Genomic DNA, 12,128 nt, shown 5'->3' with positions numbered 1-12,128 from the left:
TGCGGCATACACCGCATCGCGCAGGTGCGCTATGTCGACGGCGCCAACTGGGTCTGCGCGGACTGCGGCCACGAGTGGCCGGTCGCGGCCGAGGCCGCCAACGACGCGGCGACGGTGGTGCGCGACAGCAACGGCAACGTGCTGCAGGCCGGCGACACGGTGGTGGTGATCAAGGACCTGAAGGTCAAGGGCTCGTCGATCCCGCTCAAGCAGGGCACGGTGATCCGCGGCATCCGCCTGGTCGAGGACGATGCCGAGCACATCGAAGGCCACTCGGACAAGATCAAGGGCCTGGTGCTGAAGACCTGCTTCCTGCGCAAGGCGTGAGTCGCCGACGCGGCGGGGCGCCGCGCCGCGCGCCATGCAAGACGCGCGGCGGCGGCGCGCCGGCTCAGCCGCTGCGCGCCCAGGCGCGCGCCGGCAGCGCGAGGATCCAGGCCGCGCACAACAGCGCCAATGCGCTCCACGGCAGCGCAGCGACCCCGTAGCGCTGCAACAGCGCGCCGCCGAGTCCGCCGCCGACGGCGATCGCCAGGTTCCAGGTGGTGACGATCAGCGATTGCGCCAGATCGGCGGCAGCGCCGGCGCGGCGCGCCATCGCGGTCTGGAACAGCGTGGCGCAGCCGCCGAAGGCCAATCCCCACAGCGCCAGCGCCGTCGCCACCAGCGTCGGCGCCCGTGGCCACAGCGCCAGCGCGAGTGCCGCCAGCGCGAACAGCGTGATGCTCGCCAGCAGCAGCGGCCGCAGCCAGCGGTCGATCCACACCCCGACTCCGACGATGCCGAGCAGCGCGCTCAGCCCGAACAGCAGCAGGTAACGGTCCAGCGCGGGCTCGGGCTCGATCCGCGCCAGCAGCGGCGCCACGTAGGTGTAGAGCAGGTTGTGCGCCAGTACGAACGGCAGCAGCGTCGCCAGCACCTGGCCGACCCCGGGCAGCGCCATGACCCGGCGCAGCGGCAGTTGCGCCTGCGGCGCCTGGCCGGCGAAGTCCGGTACCGCGGCGCGCACCCAGGCGAGCAGCGTCAGGCTCAGCAGCGACATCGCGCCGAACGCCCAGCGCCAGCCCAGATGCTGCCCGAGCAGGGTCCCGGCCGGAATGCCCAAGGCCAGTGCCAGCGGCGTGCCGATCATCGCCACCGCGATCGCGCGGCCCTGCTGTGCCGGCGCCGCCATGCGGCTGGCGTGGCCGGCGAGCAAGGCCCACAGCAGGCCGGCGCTGACGCCGGCGAGCAGGCGTGCGGCCAGGGTCAACGCGTAGTCGCCGGATAGCGCGGTGACCGTGTTGGCGATGGCGAAGCCGGCGATGGCCAGCAGCAGCAACGGCCGCCGGCGCCAGCGCCGGGTCGCGCTGGTCAGCGGGATCGCGGCCAGCAGCGAGCCCAACGCGTAGACGCTGACCAGTTGCCCGATCCATGCCGCCTCGACCTGCAGCCCCGCTGCCATCGCCGGCAGCAGGCCGGCCGGCAGCGTCTCGGTGAGGATGGTCACGAACCCCGCGCAGGCCAGCGCGAGCAGGCCGCTCCAAGGCAGGCGCGGCGCGGCCTGCGGCAGCGCGGCGGCCCGACGCGGTGCCGGCGCCACGCCGTTCATGCGCCCGCGCCGCGCAGCGCGGCATACGCCGCATCGCGCAGCTGCCCGACGAACGCGCCGGACATGCCCTCGTAGAGCGTGTTGGTCAGCGCCACCACGCTCAGTTCCCGGGCCGGATCGACGAACCAGCTATGCCCGTAGGCGCCGCCCCAGCGCCAGCTACCGGGCGCTTCCGGGGTCGCGGTCGGCCGTGGGTCGCGCAGCACCGAAAAGCCCAGGCCGTAGCCCCAGCCCGGTGCGTCCGGCGGACCGAGTTCGCCGACCTGGGCGCGGCCCATCTCTGCGACCAGCGCAGCCGGCAGCAGCGGCGCGCCACCGCCCCGCAGCGTCTCCAGCAGTCGCAGCACGTCGCCGGCAGTGCCGACCATGCCGGCGCCAGCCGACGCGAACGCATTGCGGTCCAGCGCGCGCGAGGGATGGAAGACGATGCCGGCGCCGTCGGCAAACGGCGCGACCACTTCGCCTTCGCCCAGCCGATGCGGCGCAGGCCGGCCGTTGACGTAAGGCACCGCCAGGATGGCGGCGTCCTCGGCATGGAAGGCAGTGGCCCGCATCCCCAGCGGGGCGGTGACCAACGCATGGACCAGCTGCGCCAGCGGCTGGCCGCTGGCCGCCTGCAGCAACGCACCGGCGACGTCGATCGACAGCGAATAGCCCCAGCCGCTGCCCGGCGCGTACTGCAGCGGGACCTGCGCCAGCCGCCGCAGGTTCTCTTCCAGGCTCAGGCCGCTGTTGTCCATCCCGTCCGAGACGCCGGCGCGCGCAAGCGGGCCGCCTTCGGGTTCGAGGAAGCGGTAGCCGAATCCGGCGCTGTGGCTGAGCAGTTGGCGCAGGCTGATGTCCGGCACCTGGCCGTCGGCTAGGGCGGGGCGGAACCACGGCAGCCAGCGTGCGATCGGCGCGTCCAGGCTCAGGCGGCCCTGCGCCACCAGCGCCAACGCCGCAGTGGCGACGATCAGTTTGCTGACCGAGGCCAGGCGGAAGCGGGTCTCCTCATGCATCGGCCGCTGCGCCTCGCGGTCGGCCCAGCCGGCTGCGCGGCGGTAGACGCAGGCGCCGCGATGGGCGACCAGCACCACCGCACCGACCAGCCGCTGTTGCTGCAGGGCGGCGTCGATCGCGGCATCCAGCGGCGCGGCCTGGTGGGGCGACAGCGGTGGCTGCGCAGGGGAGGGAAACGCGGAGGCAGTGGTAGAGGAGGCGGGCATGGGCGCGGCGCTCGGTGAAGGGAGCTGCAGCGTGGACGCCTGCCGATTGCGGAAAAAGACGGGTAGAGTTCCTGGCTGCAAGGACACGAATGTCCGCAATGGGGCGCTGCGATGGACAGTCTGGGGAGCCTGCGTGGCTTCGTGCAGGTGGTGGAGAACGGTGGCTTCGCCGAGGCCGGGCGGGTGCTGGGCCTGTCTGCCTCGGCGATGGCCAAGAGCGTGGCGCGGCTGGAACAGTCGCTGGGTGTGCGCCTGTTCCATCGCAGCACCCGCAGCCTGACCCTGACCGCCGAAGGCCAGCTGTTCCTGCCGCGCTGCCGGCGCATCCTGGCCGAGGTCGAAGCGGCACGCGGCGAGCTGGGCAGCCTGGCGGCGACGCCGAAGGGGCGGCTGCGGATCAGTCTGCCGATGAACAACAACGTGCTGCTGCCGGTGCTGGGCGACTTCATGCGCGCCTATCCGCAGGTCCAGCTGGACCTGGATTTCGACGACCGCCTGGTGGACGTGATCGAAGAGGGGTTCGATGCCGTGCTGCGCGTGGCCGAGCCGGACGATTCGCGGCTGGCCTCGCGCCGCCTGGGCAGTTTCCGCCGCTGCCTGGTGGCCGCACCGGATTACCTGCAGCGCTGCGGCACGCCATTGCAGCCGGCCGACCTGCTGACGCATCAGTGCCTGCACTACCGCTTCCGCAGCAGCGGGCGCCTGGAAGCCTGGCCGCTGGGTGCGGCGGCGGCTGGCCTGCCGTTACCCGTGTCGATGGTCTGCAACAACATCGAGACGCGGCTGAACTTCGCCCTGCGCGGCTGCGGTATCGCCTTCCTGCCGGAGCATTCGGTGCGCGCCGAACTGGAGGCCGGCACGCTGCGCACGCTGCTCGACGACTATGTCGATTCCACCGGCACCTTCCATCTGTTGTGGCCGTCGAGCCGGCACATGCTGCCGAAGCTGCGCGTGTTCGTCGATTTCCTCGGCGAGCGGTTGATGTTCTAGGCGTGCCGGAAGCGGACAATGGCGTTGGGCAGCGGCATGGCCGGTTGCGGCATGCATAGCCGATATCCGCGATCTTGCTACTGCGGGCTGCGGCACATTGGCCGCAGCCACGCAGCGGACATCAATCCAGCGTCGGGTAGTCGATGTAGCCCTTGGCGCCGCCGCCGTACAGCGTGTCGGTGTCGAGCGGGTTCAAGGGGGCGTCGCGACGCAGCCGTTCCACCAGGTCCGGGTTGGCGATGAACGGGCGGCCGAACGCCACCGCGTCGGCGCGGCCGGAGGCCACGGCGTCTTCGGCCAGCGCCTTGTCGTAGCCGTTGTTGACCAGCCACGGGCCATGGAACTTGGCGCGCAGCGCGGCATAGTCGAAGGCGATGTTGTCGCGCGGGCCGCCGGTGGCGCCCTCGATCACGTGCAAGAAGGCCAGGCCCAGCGGATCCAAGCGTTCCACCGCGCGCTCGAACAGCGGCTGCGGATCGCTGTCGCGCGCATCGTTGGCCGGGGTCACCGGCGACAGGCGCACGCCGGTGCGGTCGGCGCCGATCTCCTGCGCCACCGCCTGCACCACCTCGAACAGCAGGCGGGTGCGGTTCTCGATGCTGCCGCCGTAGGCGTCGTCGCGGTGGTTGCTGCCGTCGCGCAGGAACTGGTCGATCAGGTAGCCGTTGGCGGCATGCACTTCCACGCCGTCGAAACCGGCGGCGATGGCGTTGCGGGCGGCGCGGCGGTAGTCCTCGATCACGCCGGGAATCTCGTCCAGGCGCAGCGCGCGCGGCGCCGACACCGCGGTGAAGCCCTCGGCGGTGAAGGTCTTGGCGTCGGCGCGCAGCGCGCTGGGCGCCACCGGCGCGGCGCCGTCCGGCAGCAGGCTGACGTGGGAAATGCGACCCACATGCCACAGCTGCAGCACGATCTTGCCGCCGCGGCGATGCACTTCGTCGGTGATCGTCTTCCAGGCCGCGACCTGCGCGTCGCTGTAGATCCCCGGGGTGTCCTTGTAGCCCTGGCCCATCGGACTGATCTGGGTCGCCTCGGCGACGATCAGGCCGGCACTGGCACGCTGGCCGTAGTACTCGGCGGCCAGCGGCGAGGGGATGCGGCCTTCGCCTTCGGCACGATTGCGGGTCAGCGGCGCCATCACGATGCGGTTGGCCAGTGCGATCGCGCCCAGGCGCAGTGGCGTGAACAGCGGGGAAGCGGTATCGGTCATCGGTGTCTCTCGGTGGTGGGGGTAGCGCGGACCCTACAGCGGGACGCTGCAAGGCGCTGTGCGTACAGGAGATGGGGACGCATCCGGCGCTTTCGCGGCGGCGCGATGGGACAGTGCGTTGCTGCGGCTGCACGCTGGTCGGCGTGCCGCCGTGTCAGGCGCGATGCAACGCGGCGTTGCGTACGAGGGGATGCAGGGCTTGCTGCAATGCACAATAATGGGCAGCCCTTCTCTCGGGACGTGCGCATGACCTCATCCGCCACGGCGCCGCTGTCGCGGCGCGGCTACGTGCTGATCCTGTTCGCGCTGGCGATGGGCGGTTTCGCGATCGGTACCAGCGAGTTCTCCACCATGGGCCTGATGCCGTACATCGGCCGTGGCCTGGGCATCGATGCGCCGCACGTCGGGCACCTGATCAGCGCCTACGCGCTGGGCGTGGTGGTCGGCGCGCCGCTGCTGGCGATCCTCGGCGCGCGCTGGCCGCGCCGGCGCCTGCTGCTGGCGCTGATGGGCTTCTATGCGCTCGGCAATCTCGCCAGCGCGCTGGCTCCGGACTATCCGAGCATGCTGCTGGCGCGGTTCGTCGCCGGCCTGCCGCATGGCGCCTACTTCGGCGTGGCGACCCTGGTGGCGGCGTCGATCGGGCCGTCCGACCAGCGTGGTGCGGCGGTCAGCCGGGTGCTGCTGGGCCTGAACCTGGCGGTGCTGGTCGGCAACCCGCTGGCGACCTGGCTTGGCCAGGTGGCGCAGTGGCGCTATGCCTACGCCCTGGTGGCGGTGATCGCGGTGCTGACGGTGGTGCTGGTGGCGCGCCTGCTGCCGACCGATCCGCAGGAGGCGCGGCCCTCGCCGTTGCGCGAACTGCGCGCGTTCAACCGCACGCAGGTGTGGCTGGCGCTGGGCATCGGCGCGATCGGCTTCGCCGGCATGTTCTGCGTCTTCAGCTATCTGGCGCCGACCTTGATCGACGTCACTGGCGTCTCCGAGCATTGGATCCCGGTGGCGATGGGCGCGTTCGGGCTGGGTGGCTTGCTCGGCAATCTGGCCGGCGGCTGGCTGTTCGACCGCCTGCAGTTCCGCGCGGTGCCGCTGGTGCTGCTGTGGTCGCTGGCGGTGCTGCTGGCGTTCCCGCTGGCGGCGACCTCGCAGTGGGCGGTGCTGCCGGCGGTGATCGCGGTCGGCAGCATGGGCGCGCTGGCGCCGGTGCTGCAGACCCGCTTGATGGACGTGGCCAGCGACGCGCAGACCCTGGCCGCGGCCTCCAACCATGCCGCGTTCAACTTGGCCAACGCGCTGGGCCCGTGGCTGGGCGGGATCGCGATCGGCGCCGGCCTGGGCTGGACGTCCACCGGCTACGTCGGCGCGGCGATGGCGGTGGGCGGCCTGCTGATCTACCTGTGGGCGCGCCAGGCGGCACGGCGCGGCGCCTGCGCGCCCGCCGCCGGCTAACGTGCGCTAACGCGGCGGCCGCGCGGTCGAGGACAGCCGCCGCAGCGCGTCCAGCTTGCCCTGGTAGCGCGGTTGCGTGGCCGGGTCGGCGTGCGCCATGGCCTCGCGCAATGCCGCGGTGGCGCGGCGGGTATCGCCGCTGTGCAGGTAGGCGCGGGCCAGGGCGAAGTACAGCAGGTGGGCGCCGTCGTACAGGTGCAGCGCATGCCGGTAGTAGGCGATCGCCGCGGCGTAGTCCTGGCGTTGCTCCGCTTCGGTGCCGAGCAGGTATTGCTGGAACGGATCGCGCTGGCGCACGCGTGCCATCTGCGTCTGCAGCGCGGCCGCGCGCGCGCCGTCGCCCAGGCGCCGGGCCAGGGCGAGGGCATTGGATAGCGCCGGCAGGTGCTCCGGATCGATCTGCAGCGCCTTGGCGTAGTCGCGTGCGGCCGCGGCGCTGTCGCCATCGCGTACCGCCAGCACGCCCTGGTTGTTCCAGGCCCCGGCGAAGCGCGGATCCATCTGCATGGCCATCGCCAGATGCGCGCGCGCGCCGTCCAGGTCGCCGTCGACCATCAGTTCGGCGCCGCGGTTGTTGTAGTAGTGGGCGAGGGCGCGGCGGTCGGAAATGGGGTGCGGCCCACGCCGGTCCATCAGCACGCTGCGGTCCAGGTCGATGCTGCCGCGGCCGCTGTCCACGCGCACGCCGACGTTGACGTGGCCGACGTTGTACAGCGCGTTGCCGTCCTCGTACCAGCTCAGCACGCGGCGTACTTCCTGGACCTGCGCCGGCAGCCCGACGTCGCGCGCCATCGCCACGAACAGCAGGGTGAAGGACAGGCAGTTGACGCGGCCGCTGGCGTAGCTCTCGGCGACGCTGTGGGTGGCCTTGGGGTCGTACTGCAGGTTCAGGCCATTGGCGTCGAAGGCCAGCGCCACCAGTTGCTGCAGGCGCTGCTCGGCGTCGGCGCGCGGGTCGATACGCTGCCGCAGCAGCGCGTGCAGCGCCGGCGGCAGTTGCATGATCTGCTCCGGCGTCGGAATCGGCGTCGACGCGGTGGTCGGCACGGCGGTTGGTGGCGTCGCCTGCAGCGCCTGCGCAGGGCGCGATGGCGGCATCGGCGGCGCGGCGACCGCGGCGGCGGCGAGCAGGGCGAACGCGGTCCAGGCGAACATCACGCACCTCGCGGTGCCCTGCAGGGCCAGGGCTCGCCTGCACTATAGGCGCCTGCCGCCGGCGCGGGGAGGCGGCAGCGGCGGTGCCGACAGGCGGCATCCGGCGCCCGCGATCGGCGGTGGTCTTCATCCACAGGCGCTGTGGACGAGCATGGGGCAACGATGTGGATAAGTCGCTGCCAAGCAGGCGCCGCAATGCGCGCAGACAGGATGGTGAAAACTTCACCACATGCCTGTCTGCGCATTGCCGCCGATGAACGCGTGTTCACCCGGGGCAATGCGGCGTGACGAGCGAGCGCCGATGGCTCACGTGCGCTTTATGCCGGTCTGTCCAGCATCGCCATCACCACGCAACGCGGCAATCCTTTCGACCGCGCCGTGCGATATCCAGGTTCACCCCCCGTGTGCCCGTTGCGCGATATCGCCGGCCTCGCCACAGGAGTTCCCCATGAGCATCCAGAGCAAGACCACCCACAGCCTCAACGACCTCATCGCCATTTCCCGCGACGGCAAGGACTTCTACGAAGAAGCCGCGAAGAAGGTGGGCGACGCCGAACTGTCGGCGCTGTTCCTGCGCATCGCCGGCGTCAAGTCGGACATCGTCAGCAGCTTGAGCGCGGTGGTGCAGTCGGTCGGCGGCAAGCCGGAAGAGCACGGCACCCTGGTCGGCAGCATGCAGCAGATGTACGGCAAGGTCCGTGCGACGCTGGGCGACACCAAGTACGGCTACGTCGCCGAGCTGGAAGAGTCCGAAGACCGCCTGCTGAAGGCCTTCAACGAGACCATCGCCGACGCCGACACCCCGGTGGCCGCGCGCGACGCCGCCACCCGCCTGTTGCCGGAAGTGCGCTCCTGCCACGACGTGATGCGCACCCGCAAGCACGCGATGAAGAACGCGGCCTGATCGCCGTCCGCCGCCGGCACGGCACGCCGCCCTCGCGGCGCGCGCCGGGCCGGCGTGCCGGTGTCTGCGGCGGTGCGGCGCGCTTGCTACCATGCGCCCTCGACCGCTGCCCGACCCGATCGCGGCGCTTGCCGCTCCCGCCATGTGTCCCGATGCCGCGCCCGACGGCGCCCAGTTCTCGCTCGGCTTCGACGCGCCCGCCGCGCGCGAAAGCCTGTTCTTCGCCCTCTTGCCCGATGCGCAGACCGCGCAGGCGCTGCATCGCCTCGGTCGGCAGCTGTGCGAGGCGCGTGGCCTGCACGGCCGCGCGCTGCCGCCGGAGCGGCTGCATGTGACCCTGCACTATCTCGGCGAGTACGCCGGAATCCCGCCGCGACTGCTGCGACAGGCCTGCGCGGCCGGACAGACGCTGGCGGCCGCCCCGTTCGCATTGGCGTTCGACCAGGCGGCGACCTTCGACAGCCGCGCGCGCACTCGCCCGCTGGTCTTGCGCGGCGATGCCGAACCGGCGCCGTTGCAGGCCTTGCGCCAGGCGCTGCAGCAGCAGCTGGCCCGGCACGGTGTGGCCGCACGCGCCGACGGCGCCTACCTGCCGCACATGACCCTGGCCTACGTCGATCGGGCGCTGGCGCCGCAGCGCGTGCCTGCGCTGCGCTGGCAGGCAGCGTCGCTAAGCCTGATCCGCAGCGTGCAGGGGCAGGGCCGTTACCTGCACGAGGCGCGCTGGCCGTTGCATGCCGATGCTGCGCGGAGCGACGCATGAACGCGGCGCCGCTGCTTCTGCCCGATGCGCAGTGGGCGCAACTGCGTGCGGCCTACGCCGAGCCGCCGCGCGCCTATCACCATTTCGGCCACGTCGAGGCGGTGCTGGCGCACTACGCCGAGGTCGCCGCCGACACCGGCTGGCGGCAACCGCGCGAGGTCTACCTGGCCGTGCTCTATCACGATGCGGTGTACCGCGCCGGCCGCGGCGACAACGAAGCGCAGTCGGCGCGCCTGGCCGAGGCGGCGATCGCGCAGTGGCTGCCGGAGGCCGGCGTCGATGCGGCGCGGGTGGCCGCGCTGATCGAACTCACCGCACGCCACGGGCAATTGACTGTCGCGTCGGTGGATGCGGAGGCGGCGCTGTTCCTGGATTGCGACATGGCGATCCTCGGCGCCGCGCCGGAGGCCTTCGCCGCCTACGACCGCGCCATCGCCGAGGAATACCGCGCGGTGGTGCCGGGCTGGCTGTACCGGCGCAAGCGCCGCGCCTTCCTGCGCACCGTGCTGGCGCAGCCGCGGATCTTCCTCAGCGAGCGGTTCCATGCGCGCTACGACGCGGCCGCGCGCGCCAACCTGCGCCAGGCCATCGGCTGACCGGGCGGCGACCGCGGCCGGCACCGCCTTCTTCTACACTGCCGCGCCGGTCCGCCCCGGCCGCCACCACCGAGCCCCATGTCCGACCCTGCCGCCAACGCCGATCCCCGCCCGCAGGCGCCGCTGCCGCCGGCCCCCAGCGACTGCTGCGACAGCGGCTGCCCGTTGTGCGTCTATGACCTCTACCACGAGGAGCTGGGGCGCTACCGGCAGGCGCTGGCGGCCTGGCGGCTGCGCCATCCCGGCGCCGACGCGGACGGCTGACGGGCCTGGCGGCGCACGCGATCGGCGGTGTCCGGCGTACCCGGCATGAACCGCCGCGCCCGCTGCGCTTCGCGCCGCCGCCGTTCGGGATTATCTTTACACGCCTTTTCAGGATGGCCGGATGATGCAGAAGCGTGGCGGTTGGATGTGGGGATGTGCACTTGGCGGCCTGCTGGCCACCGCAACCGCCGGCGCGGCACCGGGCGCCGCCGCGCCCGCCGCACCGCGGGCCGGCGCACCGGCGGCGCCGGAAAAACTCAGCCACGGCCGCTTCGAGCAGGTGCCGGTGCTGTTGCCCAAGGGCAACGCGCAGCGCGTGGTGCTGTGGTTCGCCGGCAGCAAGCACGCCGACGCCGAGCGCATGCGCCAGGTCGAGGCGCTGCGCGCCGACGGTGCGATGGTCGCGGTGATCGACAGCGCGCACCTGCAGGCGGTGCTGGCCAAGATCGACGGCACCTGCGGTTTCTCCGCCGGCGACGTGGAGAATTTCTCGCGCTACGTGCAGGCCTATTTCCACGTGCCGACCTATCACCTGCCGCTGCTGGTCGGCGACGGCGACGGCGCCGCGCTGGCCTACGCGGTCGCCGCGCAGGCGCCCAAGCATCTGCTGGCGGGCCTGCTGACCGAGGATTTCTGCCCGGTGCAGGTGCTCGACGACCAGATCTGCGGCCCCGGCATCACCGCGCCGGCGCGCGCGCTGCAGCCGACCGCGCTGCCGGTGCCGTGGTTGGCGGCGCTGGACGCCAAGTCCCGGCGCGACCGCTGCACCAAGCAGAGCGATGCCTTCGTGCAGAAGGTGGCGCAGGCGCGGCAGTTCCGCCGCAGCGCCAGCGGCGATGCGCTCCCCGGGCTGCGCGCGGCGGTGCGTTCACTGGGCGACCGCCCCGGGATCAGCCTGCCGCCGACTCCGGCCGACCTGGCCGGGCTGCCGGTGGTCGAAGTACCGGCAGCCGCCGGTACGGCCGACGCCGACAACGGCAACGTGTTCGCCATCTTCGTCTCCGGCGACGGCGGCTGGGCCGGACTCGACCAGCAGGTCGCCGGTGCCCTGGCCAAGGCCGGCATCCCGGTGGTGGGCGTGGATTCGCTGCGCTACTTCTGGAGCGAGCGCACGCCGCAGGGCTTCGCCACCGACCTGGACCGGATCTACCGCCACTACAGCCACCTGTGGCAGCGCGGGCGGGTGGTGCTGATCGGCTTCTCGCAGGGCGCCGACGTGCTGCCGGCGGCCTACAACCAGTTGCCGGACGCGATGCGCGACCAGGTGCAGCTCACCGCGTTGCTGTCGGTGGGCAAGACCGCCGACTACGAGTTCCACGTGTCCAACTGGATCAGCTCCGGTGACGACGGCCTGCCGATCGCCCCGGAAGTGGCGAAGATGCCGCCGGCGCAGACCCTGTGCATCTACGGCGAGGACGACGACGACGCACTGTGCCCGGACCTGCCCAAGGGCGCGGTGCAGTTGGTCAAGCTGCCCGGCGACCATCATTTCCAGGGCGATTACGCGACGCTGGCCAAGCAGATCCTGCAGCGGATTCAGTAGACGCCGGGATTGGGGAGGGGAGTCGGGATTGGGGATTGGCGGGCTGGTCGCGCGTGCGGGCTTGTCCGCTCGCGCCGGCGCAGGAGCGGCTCAGCGGCGAGGCCTTGTCGGGAACGCGTCGCGGCTGAAGCCGCTCCTACAAAAACCCAAGCAGCGGTGCCGTTGCTGCCGCTGGGGAGCGTGTCAGACCAACGGACCAGGATGGGGCTGCGGTTGCCGCCGTAGGAGCGGCTTCAGCCGCGACGCGGACTGCTGAAATCTCGATCCCGCACGGCGACAAGCGTCGTGCGCTCTCACCGGGCGCTGCATGGCGGCCGTACCCTCACCCCAACCCCTCTCCCGGTGGGAGAGGGGCTAAGCGCTTTTCCTTCTCCCTGTGGGAGAAGGTACCCCGAAGGGGCGGATGAGGGGACGGAGCGACGCCTCGAAATGCCCGCAAACGCTGGAGCGCGCCC

Annotated in this window: 12 protein-coding genes; 8 read left to right on the top strand and 4 right to left on the bottom strand. The window is 71.9% G+C overall.

The genetic code is table 11. The annotated features are described in order from the left end of the window. Positions 1-24 precede the first annotated feature (24 nt). Positions 25-327, top strand: a complete 303-nt coding sequence (locus tag AC1PME_RS14360) for a zinc ribbon domain-containing protein YjdM (RefSeq protein WP_481096222.1) — start codon at positions 25-27, stop codon at positions 325-327. A gap of 64 nt (positions 328-391) precedes the next feature. Here the strand turns inward: AC1PME_RS14360 and AC1PME_RS14355 are convergent, their stop codons facing one another. After that, entirely contained in the window at positions 392-1,591 is a 1,200-nt protein-coding gene (locus AC1PME_RS14355; RefSeq protein ID WP_481096221.1) for an MFS transporter, read from the bottom strand. Continuing rightward, the gene (locus AC1PME_RS14350) at positions 1,588-2,799 is read right to left on the bottom strand and encodes a serine hydrolase domain-containing protein (protein ID WP_481096220.1); all 1,212 of its coding nucleotides are present in this window, start codon (positions 2,797-2,799) and stop codon (positions 1,588-1,590) included. Before AC1PME_RS14350 ends, AC1PME_RS14355 begins: the two co-directional genes overlap by 4 nt. A gap of 111 nt (positions 2,800-2,910) precedes the next feature. Between AC1PME_RS14350 and AC1PME_RS14345 the strand changes: the two genes are divergently transcribed. Continuing rightward, the gene (locus AC1PME_RS14345; RefSeq protein WP_254458649.1) at positions 2,911-3,789 is read left to right on the top strand and encodes a LysR family transcriptional regulator; all 879 of its coding nucleotides are present in this window, start codon (positions 2,911-2,913) and stop codon (positions 3,787-3,789) included. A gap of 121 nt (positions 3,790-3,910) precedes the next feature. Here AC1PME_RS14345 and AC1PME_RS14340 read toward each other — a convergent pair whose 3' ends face one another. After that, on the bottom strand, positions 3,911-4,999 hold the full coding sequence (locus tag AC1PME_RS14340; protein WP_254458648.1) for an alkene reductase: 1,089 nt from the start codon (positions 4,997-4,999) through the stop codon (positions 3,911-3,913). 246 nt (positions 5,000-5,245) lie between these two features. On the opposite strand from AC1PME_RS14340, the gene AC1PME_RS14335 reads away from it, so the two are divergent. After that, positions 5,246-6,448 carry an MFS transporter gene (locus tag AC1PME_RS14335; protein WP_254458647.1) on the top strand — a complete coding sequence of 401 codons (1,203 nt, stop codon included), beginning with the start codon at positions 5,246-5,248 and terminating at the stop codon, positions 6,446-6,448. 6 nt (positions 6,449-6,454) lie between these two features. Here AC1PME_RS14335 and AC1PME_RS14330 read toward each other — a convergent pair whose 3' ends face one another. Next, complete coding sequence (locus AC1PME_RS14330; RefSeq protein ID WP_481096219.1) at positions 6,455-7,603, bottom strand: transglutaminase domain-containing protein; 1,149 nt, start codon at positions 7,601-7,603, stop codon at positions 6,455-6,457. Positions 7,604-8,051: 448 nt separating this feature from the next. On the opposite strand from AC1PME_RS14330, the gene AC1PME_RS14325 reads away from it, so the two are divergent. The 5 genes from AC1PME_RS14325 to AC1PME_RS14305 all read left to right on the top strand — a co-directional run bounded on the left by AC1PME_RS14325 (position 8,052) and on the right by AC1PME_RS14305 (position 11,673). Further along, entirely contained in the window at positions 8,052-8,507 is a 456-nt protein-coding gene (locus AC1PME_RS14325; protein WP_254458645.1) for a PA2169 family four-helix-bundle protein, read from the top strand. Between the two features lie 91 nt (positions 8,508-8,598). After that, positions 8,599-9,270 (top strand): RNA 2',3'-cyclic phosphodiesterase, encoded by a 672-nt coding sequence (gene thpR, locus AC1PME_RS14320; protein ID WP_481096218.1) that lies wholly within the window; start codon positions 8,599-8,601, stop codon positions 9,268-9,270. Then, positions 9,267-9,866 carry an HD domain-containing protein gene (locus tag AC1PME_RS14315; protein ID WP_481096217.1) on the top strand — a complete coding sequence of 200 codons (600 nt, stop codon included), beginning with the start codon at positions 9,267-9,269 and terminating at the stop codon, positions 9,864-9,866. Before thpR ends, AC1PME_RS14315 begins: the two co-directional genes overlap by 4 nt. Before the next feature lie 78 nt (positions 9,867-9,944). After that, positions 9,945-10,130: an oxidoreductase-like domain-containing protein gene (locus AC1PME_RS14310; protein ID WP_481096216.1), complete on the top strand. Its 186-nt coding sequence runs from the start codon at positions 9,945-9,947 to the stop codon at positions 10,128-10,130. 145 nt (positions 10,131-10,275) lie between these two features. Next, positions 10,276-11,673 carry a virulence factor family protein gene (locus AC1PME_RS14305; RefSeq protein WP_481098124.1) on the top strand — a complete coding sequence of 466 codons (1,398 nt, stop codon included), beginning with the start codon at positions 10,276-10,278 and terminating at the stop codon, positions 11,671-11,673. The last annotated feature ends 455 nt before the right edge of the window (positions 11,674-12,128 follow it).

The organism is Xanthomonas sp. NCPPB 901, assembly GCF_056725085.1.
Note: the sequence above shows the minus strand (reverse complement) of the source record. Positions and strands in the feature narration are given on the sequence as shown.

What these genes read in the sequence shown, in the direction of transcription:
- AC1PME_RS14355 (WP_481096221.1), bottom strand. Translation starts at nt 1,591, where the DNA reads ATGAACGGCGTGGCGCCGGCACCGCGTCGGGCCGCCGCGCTGCCGCAG.
- AC1PME_RS14350 (WP_481096220.1), bottom strand. Translation starts at nt 2,799, where the DNA reads ATGCCCGCCTCCTCTACCACTGCCTCCGCGTTTCCCTCCCCTGCGCAG.
- AC1PME_RS14345 (WP_254458649.1), top strand. Translation starts at nt 2,911, where the DNA reads ATGGACAGTCTGGGGAGCCTGCGTGGCTTCGTGCAGGTGGTGGAGAAC.
- AC1PME_RS14340 (WP_254458648.1), bottom strand. Translation starts at nt 4,999, where the DNA reads ATGACCGATACCGCTTCCCCGCTGTTCACGCCACTGCGCCTGGGCGCG.
- AC1PME_RS14335 (WP_254458647.1), top strand. Translation starts at nt 5,246, where the DNA reads ATGACCTCATCCGCCACGGCGCCGCTGTCGCGGCGCGGCTACGTGCTG.
- AC1PME_RS14330 (WP_481096219.1), bottom strand. Translation starts at nt 7,603, where the DNA reads ATGTTCGCCTGGACCGCGTTCGCCCTGCTCGCCGCCGCCGCGGTCGCC.
- AC1PME_RS14325 (WP_254458645.1), top strand. Translation starts at nt 8,052, where the DNA reads ATGAGCATCCAGAGCAAGACCACCCACAGCCTCAACGACCTCATCGCC.
- thpR (WP_481096218.1), top strand. Translation starts at nt 8,599, where the DNA reads ATGCGCCCTCGACCGCTGCCCGACCCGATCGCGGCGCTTGCCGCTCCC.
- AC1PME_RS14315 (WP_481096217.1), top strand. Translation starts at nt 9,267, where the DNA reads ATGAACGCGGCGCCGCTGCTTCTGCCCGATGCGCAGTGGGCGCAACTG.
- AC1PME_RS14310 (WP_481096216.1), top strand. Translation starts at nt 9,945, where the DNA reads ATGTCCGACCCTGCCGCCAACGCCGATCCCCGCCCGCAGGCGCCGCTG.
- AC1PME_RS14305 (WP_481098124.1), top strand. Translation starts at nt 10,276, where the DNA reads ATGTGGGGATGTGCACTTGGCGGCCTGCTGGCCACCGCAACCGCCGGC.